Consider the following 15974-nt stretch of genomic DNA (forward strand, 5'->3'; position numbering starts at 1 on the left):
GTCAGCCCTTGGCGCGCCGGAGGGCGCCGAGGGTGGCGCTGATCCGGACCGTGGTGCCGGCCGTGCCGGTCTCGACCTCCATGGCGTCGCTCAGCTCGCGGGCCAGCCAGAGGCCCCAGCCACCGGCGCTGTCGGGCGCGGGGCGGTCGCGGTCGTCGAGCCGTCGGACGCTGATCCCCCGCCCGTGGTCGGCGACCTCGCAGACCAGCCGCCCCGAATGGCACCACATCCGCAGCCAGCCCTGCCCGCCGCCGTGGCGTACCGCGTTGGTGATCAGCTCGTTGACCGCCAGCACGAAGTCGTCGAGGCGCTGCCCGTCCAGGCCGGCCGCGTGCGCGCAGGAGGTGACCGAGTGACGCAGCTCGGTCACCTGTGCCTGCTCGAAGGCCTCGGCGATCAGGGGGGAAGTGTCGATGGGCACAACCGTACGCGGTGCGGGCAGTTCTACGTTCGTCATGGCCCCGTCCGGGGGTGGGTCGCGGACCTGATTTGCGGCTTTTCCACCGTACGCCAGGATTGGTGGTCGCGCATCCGCCACCCCTGCGGGCCCCGTACCGGGCTGTGGCATCGTGACGGGCGTGCCGTCGCCGCCCGGTGGATTCGAGGTCCCGCTCTGGCGGGCCGTAGCGGTGTTCCGGTTCGCGGCCCTGGCGTACGTCGGCGTGCTGGCCCTGCGCGACGCCGACCGGTACGCCCACCCGGTGCCGGCCGGGGTGGTCCTGCTCGCGATGCTCGGCTGGACGGTGACCACCGCGTACGGCTACGCCCGCCCGGCCCGGCGGCGCTGGCCGCTGCTGGTGGCCGACCTCGCTGTCGTGCTCGGTGTCCTGCTGGTCAGCCCGTGGGTGCAGGGGCGGTCGGCGCTCGCCACCGGCGCGCCCAGCCTCGCGGTGGTCTGGCTGGCCGGGCCGGTGCTCGCCTGGGCGGTCTCCGGCGGCCGGCGCCGGGGCACGGTGGCCGCGCTGCTGGTCGGCGGGGTCGACCTGGCGACCCGGGACCGGATCGGCCAGTCCACCTTCACCGGGGCGATCCTGCTGCTGCTGGCCGGCGCGGTGGTCGGCCACGTCGCCCGGCTCGCGGTGACGGCCGAGCAGCGGCTGCACCGGGCGGTGGAGCTGGAGGCGGCCACCCGGGAACGGGAGCGACTGGCCCGGGACATCCACGACTCGGTGCTCCAGGTGCTCGCGCTGGTGCAGCGGCGCGGCGCCCACCTCGACGGGGAGGCCGGCGAGCTGGCCCGGCTGGCCGGGGAGCAGGAGGCCGCCCTGCGTGCCCTGATCGGGCGGGCGGGCATCGTCGCTCCGGCCGGGGACGGGAACACCCGCGACCTGCGGGCCATGCTCGACCGGTACGCCTCGGCGACGGTCGCGGTCTCCGGGCCGGCCACCCCGGTGCCGCTGCCCGGGTGGGTGGCCGCCGAGCTGGCTGCCGCCGTCGGCGCGGCGCTGGACAACGTGACCCGACACGCCGGCGGGCGGGCCTGGGTGCTGATCGAGGACGAGGGGGAGAAGGTGACCGTCTCGGTACGCGACGAGGGGCCGGGGATCCCGGCGGGCCGGCTGGCCGAGGCCGCGGCGCAGGGGCGGCTGGGAGTGGCGCAGTCCATCCGGGGACGGGTCGCCGACCTGGGCGGCGAGGCGCGGATCGTCTCCACCGCCGGTGCGGGGACCGAGATCGAGCTGAGCGTGCCGAGGAGTGGGCGATGAGCACCGGCGTCCGGGTGATGGTGGTCGACGACCACCCGATGTGGCGTGAGGGGGTGGCCCGCGACCTCACCGAGGCAGGGCACCTGGTGGTCGCGACCAGCGGGGAGGGGCGGCAGGCCGTCCGCGTGGCCGCCGCGGCCCGGCCCGACGTGGTCGTGCTCGACCTGCAACTACCGGACATCTCCGGCGTCGAGGTGATCCGCGGCCTGCGCGCCGCGCTGCCCGAGGTGCGCGTGCTGATGCTGTCGGCCAGCGGCGAGCCGCAGAGCGTGCTGGACGCGGTGAAGGCCGGCGCCACCGGCTACCTGGTCAAGTCGGCCGCCCCGGCCGAGTTCCTGGACGCGGTGCGTCGGACGGCGGCCGGCGAACCGGTCTTCACGCCAGGTCTGGCGGGGCTGGTGCTGGGGGAGTACCGGCGGCTGGCGGTCGGCCCGGCGACCCCGGACGCCGCCGCGCCCCGGCTGACCGACCGGGAGACCGAGGTGCTGCGGCTGGTCGCCAAGGGGATGTCGTACAAGCAGATCGCCGAGCGGCTCCGGCTCTCCCACCGGACGGTGCAGAACCACGTGCAGAGCACGCTCGGCAAGCTCCAACTCCACAACCGCGTCGAGCTGACCCGCTACGTCATCGAGCGGGGGCTGGACGACTGACGGCCCGGGGCTGCGGCACTGCGGTCCCGCCGGCGCGCTCCGGCGGTCCGCTCTAGCGCGACTCGGGCGGGCGGGTCTCGTGGACCGCCAACTCCTCGGCCGTCGCGCCGCCGCCGGCCGACCCGGCGTCGTACGCGACGTTGTCGGGCTCCAGGTCGCTGTGCGTCCCCTCGTCCGGTTCGACCAGCCGCCCGACCTCGGCGTCGGCGGCGCCGAGCTGGCCGTGGTCGTACAGGGAGACGGGGGAGTGCGGGTCCGAGGTGGGGCCCGGGTTGAGCACGTCGGCGTCGAGCTGCGCCTGGGCGGCCTGTTCCTCGCTGTCCGCCTCGGCGGCGATGCCCGGGTCGACCGGGGCCGCCAGCGGGTCGTCGGCGGGGCGCTCGTAGCTCTCCCGCTGGAGCTTGTAGTCCAGCGACTCGCCGTCGAGCTGCTCCTCGGCGGTGGTGCCGAACCGGTCCACCGCCACCGGCGTGCGGTCCCCGGGCAGCTGGGCCGGCTCCGGGCCGTCCGCCTCCCGGCCGGTCAGGACGTCGTCGTTGGCCGTCGAGTCGTCGTCGGCGGTGTCGGGCAGGCCCTCGGCCTCGGGATCGGAAACGGGGGTCGGATACTCGTTGTCGCGCATGGCTGATCACTACCCGCTGCCCACCGCCCGTAACCGACGCCCCCGCCCGATCTCCCGGCCCGCCCGCCCCCGTCGATCATGGGGTCGGACTGCCCCTGTCAAAGCTGCTAAACGGAATAAATAGGGGGATGCAGGACAGCCCAGACGAGCTTGCCGTCGGGCAGGAGGGTGCTGCCCCAGCGCTGGGCCACGGTGTCGATCAGCAGCATGCCCCGGCCGCCCGCCGTGTCCACCGGGGCGAGCCCGCGGTACGACGGCTGCTGCCGGGAGTGGTCGCGCACGCCGATGTGCAGCGTGTCGCCGTGGGGCGCCAGCCGGACGGTCATCCCGGTGCGGGCGTGTGCGACCACGTTGTTGACCATCTCGGTCGCCGCGATGCAGCCCACCTCGGCCAGGGCGCCGATCCCCCACCGGGCGCAGCCGTTGGTCACCAGCATCCGGACCTGCCGCGCGGCGCCGACGACCGGGGCCAGTTCCGTGGTGGTCGCCGCGGTCATCGGGGCCCGGGCCAGCGCCGCCATCGCCTCGTCGAGGGTCGAGCACACCGCCACCCCGTCGCCGGCCGTCGTCTCGCCGGGGTCGAGGACCAGCACGTCCGCCGCCGGCCAGTCGGCGATCTCGCGGCGCACCTCGGCGAAGACCCGTCGGGCGGCGGGATCGGCCACCCGCAGCCGGGACAGGTCGACCACCACCGGGCCGGGCCGCTCCCAGAGCCGCAGGAGCAGCGCGTCGCGCACGGCGCCGGTGGCGGCCGAATCGAGCACGCCGGACAGCCGGAGCAAGCCGGACGACTCGTCCGTCTCCACCAGGCAGCGCACGTCGGTCGGCATGACCGTCCCATTCTGCACGTCGGTGGTGTCGCGCGCATCCGGTCGGTCGGGGCGGTTCATCAGCGATCCGTCCGGGCTCGGCGGCTCATCGCCGCCATCGTGCCGACCGCGGTGCCGGCGGCGGCGAGCCCGAACGCGGTGGTCATCCGAACGAGTTGCCGCCGCCGGCCGTGCCACCCGCCGTCCCGCTCGGCCGTCGCGTCGGCGGTGAAGACGTTGCCGGTGCTGTCCAGCCGACCGGCGGGCCCGAACTGGGTGCGGTGGGCGTACCAGCCGAGAACCCGCTCGGCCAGCGCCGGGGCGAGCCGCCACTGCGCGCCGATCAGCCGGGCGGCGCCCCCGGCGTACGCCTCCCGGCGGGGCCGGCGCAGCACCCGCACGATGGTCTCGGCCACCACCTCGGGTGGGTACACCGGTGGCGGCGGCACCAGCTCCCGGCCGGTGTGGTTGGCGGCGTGCCGGAAGAACGGGGTGTCGATGGTGGCCGGCAGCACCGTGCAGACCGAGATGTTGCCCCGCCCGGTGACCCGGAGCTCCTGCCGGACCGTGTCGGCCAGCCCCCGGATCCCGTGCTTGGTGGCGTTGTACGCCGACTGGTAGGGCATCGCCACCTCGGCCAGCACGGAGGCGTTGTTGACCAGCACCCCGCCGCCGGCCGCGTCGAGGTACGGCAGGGCGGCCTTCATCCCGTACACGGCCCCGAGCAGGTTCACCTCCAGCACCCGGCGGAACTCCCGGACGGGGATCTCGTCGAAGAGGCCCACCGCGCTGACCGCCGCGTTGTTGACCCAGGCGTCGATGCGGCCGAACTCCTCCGCCGCGCGGGCCGCGAGACGTTCGACGGCCACCGGGTCCGTGACGTCCGTGGGTACGGCCAGCGCCCGGCCGCCCAACGCGCGGCAGCGGGACGCCACCCGCTCCAGCGCCTCCTCGCTGCGGGCCGCCAGCACCACGGCCGCGCCGCGACGGGCCAGCGCGTACGCGGTCGCCGTGCCGATGCCGCTGGAGGCGCCGGTGAGCACGACGCTCGCGTCATCGAGACTGCGGGTGAGAGGCATTCCTAGCCCGTACCCTCGACGGGCCCGCTCATGCCGCCGGGCCTGGTCGAATAGCGGCCACGCCCTGTCCCGACCCCGGCCCGGCCGGTCGTACGTTTCCGACTTGCCAGGTTTCGCACCCGGGGGTCGCGGTTAATGGGACCCTCTGACCGGGAGGACCCACCAGCTCGGGAAACGCGTGGAGGTGACCCATGCGCGTCGGCCTAGTGTGCGCGCATTCCGGACCGTCGCGGCCCGTCGACGGTCCGGTCGTCGGCACGCGCGAGCACATCGCGCGGGTCGCCGCCGAACTGGCCGGCCGGGGCCACGACGTGCACGTGTACGAGCGCCGCGACGATCCGGCGCTGCCGGCGACGCTGGAGCTGGACGGCTACCGGGTGGAGCGGGCCGCCGTCGGCCCGGCCGCCCCGACGCCCACCGCCGAGTTGGTCCCGCACGTGGCCGAGTTGGGCCGCTGGCTTGCCGACCGGTGGTCCGGCGAGTGGGCCCCGGACGTGGTGCACGGGCACTACTGGGTCGGCGGGCTGGCCGCCGCGCAGGCCGTACGGGAGACCGACATCCCGGTCGTGCAGACCTTCCACTCCCTCGGCGTGGAGCAGCTTCGCCACCTCGGCCCCCAGTACGACGGCCCGGGCACCCGGATCCCGCTGGAGCGGGCCCTGACCCGGGCGGTGGACATCGCGGTCGCCCAGTGCAACGACGAGGTCGACGAGCTGACCCGGATGGGGCTGCAACGCACCTCGGTGGCGATGGTGCCCGCCGGGGTGGACATCGAGCACTTCCACCCCGACGGGGAGGCGGCCCCGCGCGACCAGCGCCCCCGGATCCTCTCCGTCGGTGGCCTGTCGTCCGGGCACGGGCAGGAGGACCTGATCCGCGCGATGCGGCTGGTCGGCGACGCCGAGCTGGTGATCGCCGGTGGTCCGCCGGTCGAGCAGCTCACGCACCACGCCGAGGCCCGCCGCCTGCGTGAGCTGGCCGAGCGCACCGGCGTGGCCGACCAGGTGAAGCTCGTCGGCGCGGTGCCGCACGACCAGATGGCCACCTGGTACCGCTCGGCCGACGTGGTGGCCTGCACCCCGCACTACTCCTCGGCCGGCAGGGTGTCGCTGGAGGCGATGGCCTGCGGCGTGCCGGTCGTCGGGTACGCCATGGGCGGCATCGCCGACGCCGTGGTCGACGAGGTCACCGGGAAGCTGGTGCCGCCCGGCGACGTCCGGGCCCTGGGGGTGACCCTGCGCCGGCTGCTCGCCGACAACGCCGGCCGGTTCGCCTACGGGCACGCCGCGGTGGACCGGGTGCGGTGCAGCTACACCTGGGAGCGGACGGCCGGCGCGCTGGAGCGGCTCTACGAGCGGGTCGTCGGCCGACGCCGGCCGGTCGGGGCGGCGTAGCGGTCGAGGCGGCTGCTGAGCGGCGCGGGCGGGCCGGGGCGGCTGCTGAGCGGCGCGGGCCGGGCCGGGCCGGGGCGCGGCGGCTCAGCGGCGGGGGTGGGCCGGGGCGGCGGCGGGCAGTACCGCCCGGTCGCGTTCCCGAACCACCTCGTGGTGGTGCTGTGGCTCGGCGTACCTGGTCAGGCCGATCACCGCGGCCAGCGTGGTCAGGAAGCCGAGCGCGGCCAGCCACTCCCGGCCGGGCCAGATCTTGTCGTTGAGCAGCAGCAGCCCCACGATCGCGGCGGGCACCGCCCCGGCCGCGTCCATCGCGGCGACCGCCGCCGTGGTCGAGCCGCGCTGCATGGCCAGGCCGAGCAGCAGTTGGCCGACCACCGAGTGGGCCACCAGCAGGTAGAGCAGCGGGTCGCGGAAGAACCCCTCCACGCTCGTCACGGCGGCCAGCGGGCGGGCGGCCACCGCGGCGGCCGAGAAGGCCATCCCGGCCAGCGAGCCGAGCGCCACCGACCCGGGTGCGCCGTGCAGCCGTACCGCGAAGAAGCCGACCACGGCGATCACCACCAGGGCCACGGCCAGCGCGACCAGGCCGGCGGTGCCGAGCGGCCCGGACTGGGCCGGCTGCGCCGACAGGACCAGCCCCGCGATCCCGGCGAAGAGCAGCACGAGCAGCCCCACCTCGGCGGTGGGCAGCCGCCACTTCAGCACCAGCACGCCGAGGATGGCGGTCACCCCCAGCCCGGCCGCCACGCTCGCCTGGACCAGGAACAGCGGCAGGTCCCGCCGGGCGAGGAAGGCCAGCACGAAGCCGCCCACCTGGCAGGCCACGCCGATCAGGTACGTGCGGTGGCCGGCCAGCCGCAGCAGCAGCCCGGGATCGAAGTTGTGGTGCAGGGTGGTCCGCGACGCGGCGACGGACTGCAGCAGGTTGGCGATGCCGTACGCGACGATCATCGCCGCCAGGAAGCACCAACCGGAGGACACCACCTGGCGAGGATAGAGGCTGACGGCGCTCAGCGCGCGGGGGGCCGACCCAGCCTCGCGAGGACATCGGCGTGCAGCGACCCGTTGCTGGCCACCGCGCTGTGCTCCCCGGATGCGTCGCCACCGGGCGCGGGCCGGCCGGCCAGGTCGGTGATCGCCCCACCGGCCTCGGTGACGATCGGCACCAGCGCGGCGACGTCCCACAGGGACAGCTCCGGCTCGACCATCACGTCCAGCGCCCCCTCGGCCAGCAGCATGTAGCCGTAGAAGTCGCCGTACGCCCGGCTGCGCCAGGTGTCCCGCATGAGCTGGAGCACCGGCTCCAGCAGGCCGGCGTCCTCCCAGCCGGACAGGGACGAGTAACAGAAGCTGGCATCGGCGAGCCGGCCCACCCCGGAGACCCGGATCGGGGCACCGTGCGCGGCGTCCGGGCCGGCGTACGCGCCCTCGCCGACCGCACCCCACCAGCGCCGGCCCAGGGCCGGGGCGGAGACCAGCCCGAGCACCGGCCGGTCCCCCTCCAGCAGGGCGATCAGGGTGGCCCAGACCGGCACCCCCCGGACGAAGTTCTTGGTCCCGTCGATCGGGTCGAGCACCCAGCGCCGCCCGTCGGGCCCGGCGGCGGGCTGCTCGCCGTACTCCTCGCCGAGCAGGCCGTCGCCGGGGCGCCGCTCGGCCAGCACCGCGCGGATCTCCCGCTCGACGGCCGTGTCGGCGTCGGAGACCGGGGTGAGGTCCGGCTTCGTCTCGACCCGCAGGTCGAGGGCGCGGAACCGGGCCGCCGAGATGGCGTCCGCCCGGTCGGCGAGCAGGTGGGCGAGGGCGAGGTCGTCGGCATACCCGGTCATTCCGGAGACGGTAACGGCGGGTGGGTCGTGCCCCGTCGCGCGGGTCGCGCCCGGCTCGCGGCTCACGACCCGGCGAGCGGGTCGCCGGGGTTGCGCTGGTCGGGCTCGCGCGTGTCGCCGTCCCCGGACCGGGAGGCCAGCAGCCTGCGGTACGAGGCCAGCCGGCGGGCATCGGCCTTGCCGGCGGCCACCCAGGCGTCCAGCGCGCAGTCGGCCTCGTCGGCGGTGTGCTGGCAGTTCGCCGGGCAGTCGACCGTCCCCTCCACCAGGTCGGGGAAGCCGTGCAGCAGGCTGTTCGCCGAGACGTGCGCCAGCCCGAAGCTGCGCACCCCGGGGGTGTCGACGATCCAGCCCGTGGCGGTGGCAGACGCGCCGGACCGGAGTGCGCCCGGGCGGGGTAGCAGCCGCAGGGCGACCGCGCTGGTCGAGGTGTGCCGGCCCCGGCCGATCGCGCTGACCACGCCCACCGCCCGGTCGGCGTCCGGGACGAGGCGGTTGACCAGCGTCGACTTGCCCACCCCGGAGTGCCCGACCATGACCGACACCCGGCCGGTCAGCAGGTCCCGCAGCGCGTCGAGGTCGGAGTCGGGCCGGATCAGCACGTACGGCAGCTCCAGCTCGGCGTAGTACCCGAGCACCTGCTCGGGGCCGGCCAGGTCGGCCTTGGTCAGGCAGAGCAGCGGCTCGATGTCCGCGTCGTACGCGGCCACCAGGCAGCGGTCGATGAACCCGGTGCGCGGCGGCGGGTCGGCCAGCGCGCTGACGATCACGAGTTGGTCGGCGTTGGCCACCACGACCCGCTCCAGCCGCCCCTCGGCGGTGGTCTCGTCGTCGTCGGCGGTGCGCCGCAGCACCGAGCTGCGCTCGGCGATCCGGACTATCCGGGCCAGCGCCCCGGCCGCCCCGGAGGTGTCGCCGACCAGGCCCACCCGGTCGCCCACCACCACGGACTTGCGGCCCAACTCCCGGGCCCGCATCGCGGTGACGAGCGGGGCGTCCGGGCCGGGGTCGGGCAGCACGCAGGTGTAGCGGCCCCGGTCGACGGCGATCACGAAACCGTCGACGGCGTCGGCGTGCCGGGGCCTCGTCCGGGTGCGTGGGCGCGAGGACTTCCCGGGCCGGACCCGCACGTCGTCCTCGTCGTACTCCCGCCGTTTGGTCGCCAGGACGTCCCCCCGCCGTGTCAGCTCTTTCCGGTCACCATCGCCGACCATAGCGCCGGAAACTCCGGCATGGTCTTCGAGGTGCACGACACGTCGTCAAGTTCGACGCCGGGGACGGCGAGCCCGGTCACCGCGGCGGCGTGCGCCATCCGGTGGTCGTGGTACGTGCGGAACACTCCGCCGTGCAACGGGCGGGGGCGGATCTCCAGCCCGTCGGCGGACTCGGCGATGTCCGCGCCGAGGCCGGTGAACTCGCGGGCGAGGGCGGCGATCCGGTCGGTCTCGTGTCCCCGGATGTGTGCGACGCCGGTGAATCGGGACGGCGAATCGGCGAGCATGGCGAGCGCGGTCAGCGCCGGGGTCAGCTCGCTGACGTCGGAGAGGTCGGCGTCGATCCCGTGCACCGTGCCGGTGCCGCGCACGGTCAGGCCGGTGGTGGTGAGGGTCACCTCGCCGCCCATCCGGGACAGCAGGGCGCGGAGCTGCTCGACCGGCTGGGCGCTGCTGCGTGGCCAGCCCCGCAGCGTCACCTCACCGCCGGTGATCAGCGCGGCGGCGAAGAACGGCACCGCGCCCGAGAGGTCCGGCTCGATCTCCCAGCCCCGCCCGGTCAGCGGACCCGGTTCGACGGCCCAGACGTCTGCGACGCTGTCGTCGACGGCCGCCCCGGCGGCCCGGAGCATCTGCACGGTCATCCGCAGGTGCGGCGCGGACGGGACCGGCGGGCCGACGTGCCGGACCACCACGCCCCGGTCGAAGCGGGGAGCGGCGAGCAGCAGGCCGGAGACGAGCTGGCTGGAGGCGGAGGCGTCGATCACCACCTCGCCGCCGGTCACCCGACCGGCGCCGAACACGGTCAGCGGCAGGCTGCCGTTGGTCGGGGTGTCGACCCGCACCCCGAGGGTGCGCAGCGCCCCGATCAGCGGGCCGAGCGGCCGGGTGCGGGCGTGCGGGTCGCCGTCGAAGGTGACCCGCCCGTCGGCGAGACCGGCGACGGGCGGCACGAACCGCATGATGGTGCCGGCCAGGCCGACGTCGACGTGCGCCGGGCCGGCCAGCGGGTGCGGCCGGACCAGCCACAGGCCGTCGTCCGCGATCGACATGTGCGCGCCGAGTGCCCGTAGCCCGCCGGCCATCAGCTCGGTGTCCCGCGCCCGCAATGGCCCGGCCAGCGTGGAAGGACCGCTGGCCAGCGCGCTGAGCACCAGCGCGCGGGCGGTCATCGACTTGGAACCGGGCAGCCGCAGCGTGGCCACCACCGGGTCGGACGCGGTCGGAGCGGTCCACGGCCTCAGCGGCCGGGTCGCGGTCGGAATCCCCACGGCTCACATTCTGCCGCCTCCCGGCCCCGATGCGACGGGCCGGCGGGTCCGCTCCCGGTTGGCGGGACAGCCGAACGCGACGCGGGACGTTAGCGTGTGCCGCATGTGCGGGAGGTACGCGACGACCCGGAGCGCGGGTGACCTGAGCGGGCTGTTCGAGTCGTACGACGAGACCGACGACCGCGTCCGGTCGAGCCACAACGTGGCGCCCACCTCTGCCGTGCCGATGGTCCGGCTCTCCGCCGAGGGGCACCGTGCCCTGTCCGCCGGCCGCTGGGGGTTCCTGCCGCCCTGGTCGCGCTCGCCGGGCGAGGGGGCCCGGATGATCAATGCGCGGGCCGAGACGGTGGCCACCAGTCGGGCGTACGCGCCCGCGTTCGCCCGCCGCCGCTGCCTGGTCCCCGCCGACGGCTGGTACGAGTGGGTCCGGCAGCCGGAGGGCGGCCGGCAGGCCTACTACATGACCCCGGCCGACGCCTCGGTGCTCGCCCTGGCGGGCATCTGGACGACCTGGGAGGGCCCGGCCGGCCCGGTGCTGACGTTCAGCGTGCTGACCACCGCAGCCGTCGGTGAACTGGCCGAGGTGCACGAACGGATGCCGCTGCTGCTGCCCCGGGAGCGTTGGGCGTCCTGGCTGGGCCCCGTGGACGACCCGACCGGGCTGCTCGCCCCGCCCGCCGCCGGGTGGCTGGCCGGCCTGGAGATCCGGCCGGTCGGGCCGGCGGTCGGCAACGTGCGCAATGACGGGCCGGAACTGACCGCCCGGGTGCCGGCACACTCCGCGCCGACCGGGGACATGACGCTTTTCTGACAGCCGACGAAGCGCATTGTCGCGCACTGATTCGCCAGGGTTGCGGTGAATCGTCGCCCGCTGTTGAGGCATTCTTCATGCGAGGCTCTTGTCTCCGTGTCCCAAAGTGCGATACAACACAGCGCCGGTAGTGGACGACGATTCGCACGGTGCGAACGACGTCCATCGATCATGCCGGTCCCACGGGGGAGGTGGGTGGATGACACGGGCGCGTATGCCCCGCCCGCATGAGGTGGCCGCCGCACGACGAGATCCGCGACTGCTGCGGGCGCTGCGTGAACGGCAACAGGACGAAGCCTGGCGAACCAGAGGGACCTGCCAGAGCGTGGACCCGGAGACATTCTTTCCGGCGCCCAACGAACCGGCCGACGCGGCTGTGGCCCTCTGTCGCAGTTGCGATGTGCAGGGGCCCTGCCTGGCCTGGGCGTTGGATGTCGGCGACTGCCACGGCGTCTGGGGCGGCACCACGCCGCGCGAACGCCGGGCGATGCTGGTGGCCTGGCGCAGCGAGGTGGACCCGGACCCGGGTGCGGCCGACGAGGCCGGCCCTCCGGTGCGGGACCGGCTGCTCACGCTGGTCCCGTTGAGCTGACCCAGCCGGCCGTCCTCCTGTCCGGACGGGAGGACGGCCGCGCTCGGCGTCCGGGCCGGGGCGGTTCCCGGGCCGCGCTCGGCCGATCCGCAGAATGGGTCCGTGCGCCATGACGAAGAGATCGGGACACCACGCGGGCCGGCCCGGGTCGACACCGACCTGCCGGCCGGTCCGCCGTTCGCCCTGCTGGTGCTCGGGCACGGGGCGGGTGGCGACGTCGACGCGCCCGACCTGGTCGCGGTCCGGGACGCGGCGGTGGCCGCCGGGGTGGCCGTGGTCCGGGTGACCCAGCCGTACCGGGTCGCCGGCCGGCGTGCCCCGGCCCCCGCCGGGCACCTCGACGAGGCGTGGACGGCGGTCGTGGCCGAGGTGCGGCGGCGGCACCCCGCGGGGCCCGCGCTGGTGGTCGGCGGCCGGTCCAGCGGCGCCCGGGTGGCCTGCCGTACCGCCGTGGCCGTCGGTGCCGACGCGGTGCTTGCGCTGGCCTTCCCGCTGCACCCGCCGGGTCGGCCGGAGCGCTCCCGGGCGGCGGAGTTGGCCACCGGTCTGCCGACGCTGGTTGTCAACGGCGACCGCGATCCCTTCGGCGTGCCCGCTGCGGGCCCGCCGGTCCGGGTGGTGGTCCGCCCCGGCGAGCGGCACGACCTGCGCGACGACCCGGCCGGCACGGCCGGCGTGGTGGTCGGCTGGCTGCGCGGGCGGGGCTGGGCGTCGCCCTGACCCGCGCCCCGGTCGCGGCGGCCGTGACCGGGGCGGCCGTGACCGGGGCACGGCACGCGTCGTTGTCTCCGTTGGTGTCGGGTGCCGATCCGGGCGACCGGCGCCGTCCCGCCCAGGCCCTTCCTGGTCCCAGCGCCGGCGTCCGCCGGGGCCGGGGCCAGGAACGGGGGCCGATCGGCCGGAATGCCGGGCCCGGCGGTCCGCGTTACCTCCCATGGACGAAATTTCTGCTTCAGGGGGGGTGTGACCGGTGCCGACCGAGACACGGAGCCGGGAACGGGACGAACGGGAGGCGGGGCAGCTCAGACGGCTGCTCGACGCACCGGAGTGGCCCGCCGGGGCACGGCCGGACGGGCTGGCGGCGGTGAGGACCAGCACACCGGCCGGAACCGAATCTGCGCCGGGGTCCTGGCGCGTATCCTCGGCGGGAAAGCATCCGACGCGAGGGGATGTGCGGTTGACCACCGAGAAGACGGACGAACGCAGGGCCCGCTTCGAGCGGGACGCGATGCCCTTCGTCGATCAGCTCTACGCCGCCGGGCTGCGCATGACGCGCAATCCGGCGGACGCGGAGGACCTGGTCCAGGAGACGTACCTGAAGGCGTATGCGGCCTTCCACCAGTTCGAACAGGGCACCAACCTGAAGGCCTGGCTGTATCGGATCCTGACCAACACCTATATCAACTCCTACCGCAAGCGGCAGCGCCAGCCGATTCAGGCGCCCACCGAGGAGATCACCGACTGGCAGCTCGCCGCGGTCGAGTCGCACACCTCCAGCGGGCTCCGCTCGGCCGAGACCGAGGCGCTGGACAAACTGCCCGACAGCGACGTCAAGGAGGCCCTCCAGCAGTTGCCGGAGGAGTTCCGGATGGCCGTCTACCTCACCGATGTCGAGGGCTTCTCCTACAAGGAGGTGGCCGACATAATGGGCACCCCTATCGGCACGGTGATGTCGCGGTTGCACCGCGGCCGACGTAATCTGCGCAAGCTGCTCGAACGGTACGCCGCCGAGCGTGGGTTCTCCGCCGCGCAGCCGGCCAAGGGGTCGACCGCCGCCGCCGGCCGGGAGGTGTGACGTGAGCTGTGGGAAGCCGCACAGGACGGATTGCCGTGAGGTGCTCGCCGAGGTCTACCTCTACCTGGACCTGGAATGTGCCGAGGAGCGTCGCCTGCTGATCAGGCACCACCTCGACGAGTGTGGGCCCTGCCTGCGCGAGTACGGCCTCGAGCAGGAGGTCAAGGCGCTGGTGGCCCGGTGCTGCGGCAACGAGACCGCGCCGGAGCAGCTGCGCGAACGGCTGCGGGTCCGCCTCACCGAGCTGGTCGTCTTCGAGACGAGGGAGTCGCGCGAGCTGGCGGACTGACCCGGCGGGGTTACGCGCCGCAACGAAAACGACGGTGACCAGGGTCGATCGACCCTGGTCACCGTCGTTCTCCGGCCCCCGCGACGCGGGTGGACCGGGCCGCTGGACGGTCGGCGGGCAGGCCGCCGCGCCGGTCAGGAGTTGGGGCGCTTGCCGTGGTTCGCGTTGCTCTTCTTCCGGGCCTTCTTCTTCCGGGACTTCTTCGCCATGTCGACCTCCTCAGGTGCTGGTCACTTCCGCCCGCGAGAGCGCGGCGGTGGTCGGCTACCGGCCCTCGGGCACCCGCGGGCCGACCCGCTGATGCTAGTGCGGGCGGCGTCCGCCGTGGTTCGCCGGGGCGGTGCTGGCACCGCGCCCGCCCGGGCCGCCCCCTGTTTCGTCGACTCGGCGTGCCGCGTGTCGCACGCTCACGCCCGCTCCGGCCCCGGGGCGGGCCGGAGCATGATTGGATACCGATCGCAGAGACGCCGGTGGAGAGGGAGGGCCGACATGGCCGAGGAGATCCGCGCCGAGATGGTGGCCAACGTGTGGAAGATCGTCGTGTCGGCCGGGGACGCCGTCTCCGAGGGGGACACGCTGGTGATCCTTGAGTCGATGAAGATGGAGATCCCGGTTGTCGCCGAGTCTGACGGCGTCATCGAAAAGCTCGCGGTCAACGAGGGCGATGTGGTGCAGGACGGCGACCTGATCGCGGTGATCGGTTGAGCGGCCTGCTGGTCCGGCGGGCCACCGCGGCCGACTTCGCGGCGGTGGCCCGGCTGACCGTGGCCGCGTACGAGGCCGACGGGCAGCTCAAGGGGGAGAACGGCTACGCCGTCGCGCTCGCCGACGTGGCGACCCGGGCGATGAGCGGCGAGGTGCTGGTCGCCGTGGACGAGTCCACCGGCGAGCTGCTCGGGTCGGTCACGTTCGTGCTGCCCGGCACCCCGTACGCCGAGATCTGCGGTCCCGGCGAGGCCGAGTTCCGGATGCTCGCGGTGGACCCGGCCGCGCAGGGCCGGGGCGCCGGCGCGGCGCTGGCGCTGGCCTGCCTGTCCCGGGCCGCCGAGCTGGGCTGCTCGGCGGTGGTGATCTGCGTCCGCGACGGGTTCGCCGAGGTCGGCCGGAGGCTCTACGAGCGACTGGGCTTCGTCCGCACGCCGGAGCGGGACTGGTCCCCGCTGCCCGGGGTGGAACTGCTCGGCCTGCGCCGGGAACTGCCCGGGGCGACCCCCGGGGGTTGATCCGCGACTGTCCGCCCGGCAGGCCCGGGGCTGCGCGCTCAACCCTCGCCGATCTTGGCGAGCAACTCGTCGGCCACCTCCAGGGCGAGCTTGCGCCGCTCGGCGTCGGTGACCTGCGGGCTGCGGATCCCGAACCAGCTGCTGTGTACGGCGTACAGGGCCAGCGCGGCGCGTAGTTGGGCGCCCGGTGAGTCGTCGCCCCGGGCCAGCGCCAGGGCCAGCCGCATCATCCGGTCGCGCATCCGCTGCCCTGCGGTGAGACTCTTCAGCACGGTCTGGTTCTGCTCGAAGAAGCGCATCACCGAGTGCTCCTCGGTGGCGAACATCGTGTCGGCGTACCGGGAGATCAGCTCCCGCCGGGTCGCCAGCGTGGTCGGGCGCCCCTCGGCCCAGGCGATCAGCGCGTCCATCCGGTCCAGCCGGTCGTGGGCGAAGCTGCTGACGATCTCGTCCTTGCTCTTGAAGTGGTAGTAGAGCGCAGCCTTGGTCACGTTGAGTCGTTCGGCGATCTCACGCAGCGATGTCTTCTCGTACCCGTGTTCGGTGAAGAGTTCCAGGGCCACGGTCTTGATGCGCTCCCGCGTGCCGCCTGTGCTCTCTGTCACCGGTAACCACCCAACTCGCTTGACGTCATATTGCTGTCCAACCTACCGTGCGGCTAGTAGGCTGACCGGCCGGCAAGTAAGCCAG

General features: G+C 74.6%; 20 protein-coding genes. 10 read left to right on the forward strand and 10 right to left on the reverse strand.

Translation table 11 applies throughout. From position 1 onward, the window contains the following. Position 1: 1 nt before the first annotated feature. Positions 2 to 457 carry an ATP-binding protein gene (locus tag ACH4T9_RS08630; RefSeq protein ID WP_396670164.1) on the reverse strand — a complete coding sequence of 152 codons (456 nt, stop codon included), beginning with the start codon at positions 455 to 457 and terminating at the stop codon, positions 2 to 4. Positions 458 to 578: 121 nt separating this feature from the next. Here ACH4T9_RS08630 and macS point away from each other — a divergent pair, with 121 nt between their 5' ends. Together macS and ACH4T9_RS08640 are read left to right on the forward strand one after the other, a co-directional pair. Next, positions 579 to 1706 (forward strand): MacS family sensor histidine kinase, encoded by a 1128-nt coding sequence (macS, locus tag ACH4T9_RS08635; protein ID WP_396670163.1) that lies wholly within the window; start codon positions 579 to 581, stop codon positions 1704 to 1706. Continuing rightward, positions 1703 to 2356 carry a response regulator transcription factor gene (locus ACH4T9_RS08640; RefSeq protein WP_350887014.1) on the forward strand — a complete coding sequence of 218 codons (654 nt, stop codon included), beginning with the start codon at positions 1703 to 1705 and terminating at the stop codon, positions 2354 to 2356. Before macS ends, ACH4T9_RS08640 begins: the two co-directional genes overlap by 4 nt. Before the next feature lie 52 nt (positions 2357 to 2408). Here ACH4T9_RS08640 and ACH4T9_RS08645 read toward each other — a convergent pair whose 3' ends face one another. The 3 genes from ACH4T9_RS08645 to ACH4T9_RS08655 form a co-directional block, all read right to left on the reverse strand. After that, the gene (locus ACH4T9_RS08645; RefSeq protein ID WP_396670162.1) at positions 2409 to 2978 is read right to left on the reverse strand and encodes a DUF5709 domain-containing protein; all 570 of its coding nucleotides are present in this window, start codon (positions 2976 to 2978) and stop codon (positions 2409 to 2411) included. Positions 2979 to 3085: 107 nt separating this feature from the next. After that, positions 3086 to 3868, reverse strand: a complete 783-nt coding sequence (locus tag ACH4T9_RS08650; RefSeq protein ID WP_396670161.1) for an ATP-binding protein — start codon at positions 3866 to 3868, stop codon at positions 3086 to 3088. Then, positions 3868 to 4866 (reverse strand): SDR family oxidoreductase, encoded by a 999-nt coding sequence (locus tag ACH4T9_RS08655; RefSeq protein ID WP_396670160.1) that lies wholly within the window; start codon positions 4864 to 4866, stop codon positions 3868 to 3870. The genes ACH4T9_RS08650 and ACH4T9_RS08655 overlap by 1 nt, the downstream gene beginning before the upstream one ends. Positions 4867 to 5057: 191 nt before the next feature. On the opposite strand from ACH4T9_RS08655, the gene ACH4T9_RS08660 reads away from it, so the two are divergent. After that, complete coding sequence (locus ACH4T9_RS08660) at positions 5058 to 6260, forward strand: glycosyltransferase (protein ID WP_396670159.1); 1203 nt, start codon at positions 5058 to 5060, stop codon at positions 6258 to 6260. 84 nt (positions 6261 to 6344) lie between these two features. Here ACH4T9_RS08660 and ACH4T9_RS08665 read toward each other — a convergent pair whose 3' ends face one another. From ACH4T9_RS08665 to aroA, 4 genes are all read right to left on the reverse strand, one after another. Beyond that, the gene (locus ACH4T9_RS08665) at positions 6345 to 7211 is read right to left on the reverse strand and encodes a hypothetical protein (protein WP_396670738.1); all 867 of its coding nucleotides are present in this window, start codon (positions 7209 to 7211) and stop codon (positions 6345 to 6347) included. 59 nt (positions 7212 to 7270) lie between these two features. Further along, positions 7271 to 8089 carry a histidinol-phosphatase gene (gene hisN / locus ACH4T9_RS08670; protein WP_396670158.1) on the reverse strand — a complete coding sequence of 273 codons (819 nt, stop codon included), beginning with the start codon at positions 8087 to 8089 and terminating at the stop codon, positions 7271 to 7273. Between the two features lie 62 nt (positions 8090 to 8151). Continuing rightward, positions 8152 to 9303 carry a ribosome small subunit-dependent GTPase A gene (gene rsgA / locus ACH4T9_RS08675; protein ID WP_396670157.1) on the reverse strand — a complete coding sequence of 384 codons (1152 nt, stop codon included), beginning with the start codon at positions 9301 to 9303 and terminating at the stop codon, positions 8152 to 8154. Beyond that, the gene (aroA, locus tag ACH4T9_RS08680) at positions 9273 to 10574 is read right to left on the reverse strand and encodes a 3-phosphoshikimate 1-carboxyvinyltransferase (protein ID WP_396670156.1); all 1302 of its coding nucleotides are present in this window, start codon (positions 10572 to 10574) and stop codon (positions 9273 to 9275) included. Before aroA ends, rsgA begins: the two co-directional genes overlap by 31 nt. 103 nt (positions 10575 to 10677) lie before the next feature. Between aroA and ACH4T9_RS08685 the strand changes: the two genes are divergently transcribed. From ACH4T9_RS08685 to rsrA, 5 genes are all read left to right on the forward strand, one after another. After that, the gene (locus ACH4T9_RS08685) at positions 10678 to 11385 is read left to right on the forward strand and encodes an SOS response-associated peptidase (protein WP_396670155.1); all 708 of its coding nucleotides are present in this window, start codon (positions 10678 to 10680) and stop codon (positions 11383 to 11385) included. A gap of 199 nt (positions 11386 to 11584) precedes the next feature. Beyond that, positions 11585 to 11977: a WhiB family transcriptional regulator gene (locus tag ACH4T9_RS08690; protein WP_350886993.1), complete on the forward strand. Its 393-nt coding sequence runs from the start codon at positions 11585 to 11587 to the stop codon at positions 11975 to 11977. Positions 11978 to 12079: 102 nt separating this feature from the next. Then, positions 12080 to 12697, forward strand: coding sequence for an alpha/beta family hydrolase (locus ACH4T9_RS08695; protein WP_396670154.1), 618 nt, complete (start codon positions 12080 to 12082; stop codon positions 12695 to 12697). 250 nt (positions 12698 to 12947) lie between these two features. Then, positions 12948 to 13772 (forward strand): sigma-70 family RNA polymerase sigma factor, encoded by an 825-nt coding sequence (locus ACH4T9_RS08700; protein ID WP_396670153.1) that lies wholly within the window; start codon positions 12948 to 12950, stop codon positions 13770 to 13772. Between the two features lies 1 nt (position 13773). Then, positions 13774 to 14061 (forward strand): mycothiol system anti-sigma-R factor, encoded by a 288-nt coding sequence (gene rsrA, locus ACH4T9_RS08705; RefSeq protein WP_387015500.1) that lies wholly within the window; start codon positions 13774 to 13776, stop codon positions 14059 to 14061. A 134-nt stretch (positions 14062 to 14195) separates the two neighbouring features. Here the strand turns inward: rsrA and ACH4T9_RS08710 are convergent, their stop codons facing one another. Then, positions 14196 to 14270: a 50S ribosomal protein bL37 gene (locus tag ACH4T9_RS08710; RefSeq protein WP_386988480.1), complete on the reverse strand. Its 75-nt coding sequence runs from the start codon at positions 14268 to 14270 to the stop codon at positions 14196 to 14198. A 280-nt stretch (positions 14271 to 14550) separates the two neighbouring features. Between ACH4T9_RS08710 and ACH4T9_RS08715 the strand changes: the two genes are divergently transcribed. Further along, complete coding sequence (locus tag ACH4T9_RS08715) at positions 14551 to 14766, forward strand: biotin/lipoyl-binding carrier protein (protein WP_396670152.1); 216 nt, start codon at positions 14551 to 14553, stop codon at positions 14764 to 14766. Next, the gene (locus ACH4T9_RS08720; RefSeq protein WP_396670151.1) at positions 14763 to 15284 is read left to right on the forward strand and encodes a GNAT family N-acetyltransferase; all 522 of its coding nucleotides are present in this window, start codon (positions 14763 to 14765) and stop codon (positions 15282 to 15284) included. The genes ACH4T9_RS08715 and ACH4T9_RS08720 overlap by 4 nt, the downstream gene beginning before the upstream one ends. 38 nt (positions 15285 to 15322) lie before the next feature. Here the strand turns inward: ACH4T9_RS08720 and ACH4T9_RS08725 are convergent, their stop codons facing one another. Beyond that, entirely contained in the window at positions 15323 to 15889 is a 567-nt protein-coding gene (locus ACH4T9_RS08725; RefSeq protein ID WP_396670150.1) for a TetR/AcrR family transcriptional regulator, read from the reverse strand. Positions 15890 to 15974 lie beyond the last annotated feature (85 nt).

The organism is Micromonospora sp. NPDC020750 (assembly GCF_044334565.1).
Taxonomy (GTDB): domain Bacteria; phylum Actinomycetota; class Actinomycetes; order Mycobacteriales; family Micromonosporaceae; genus Micromonospora.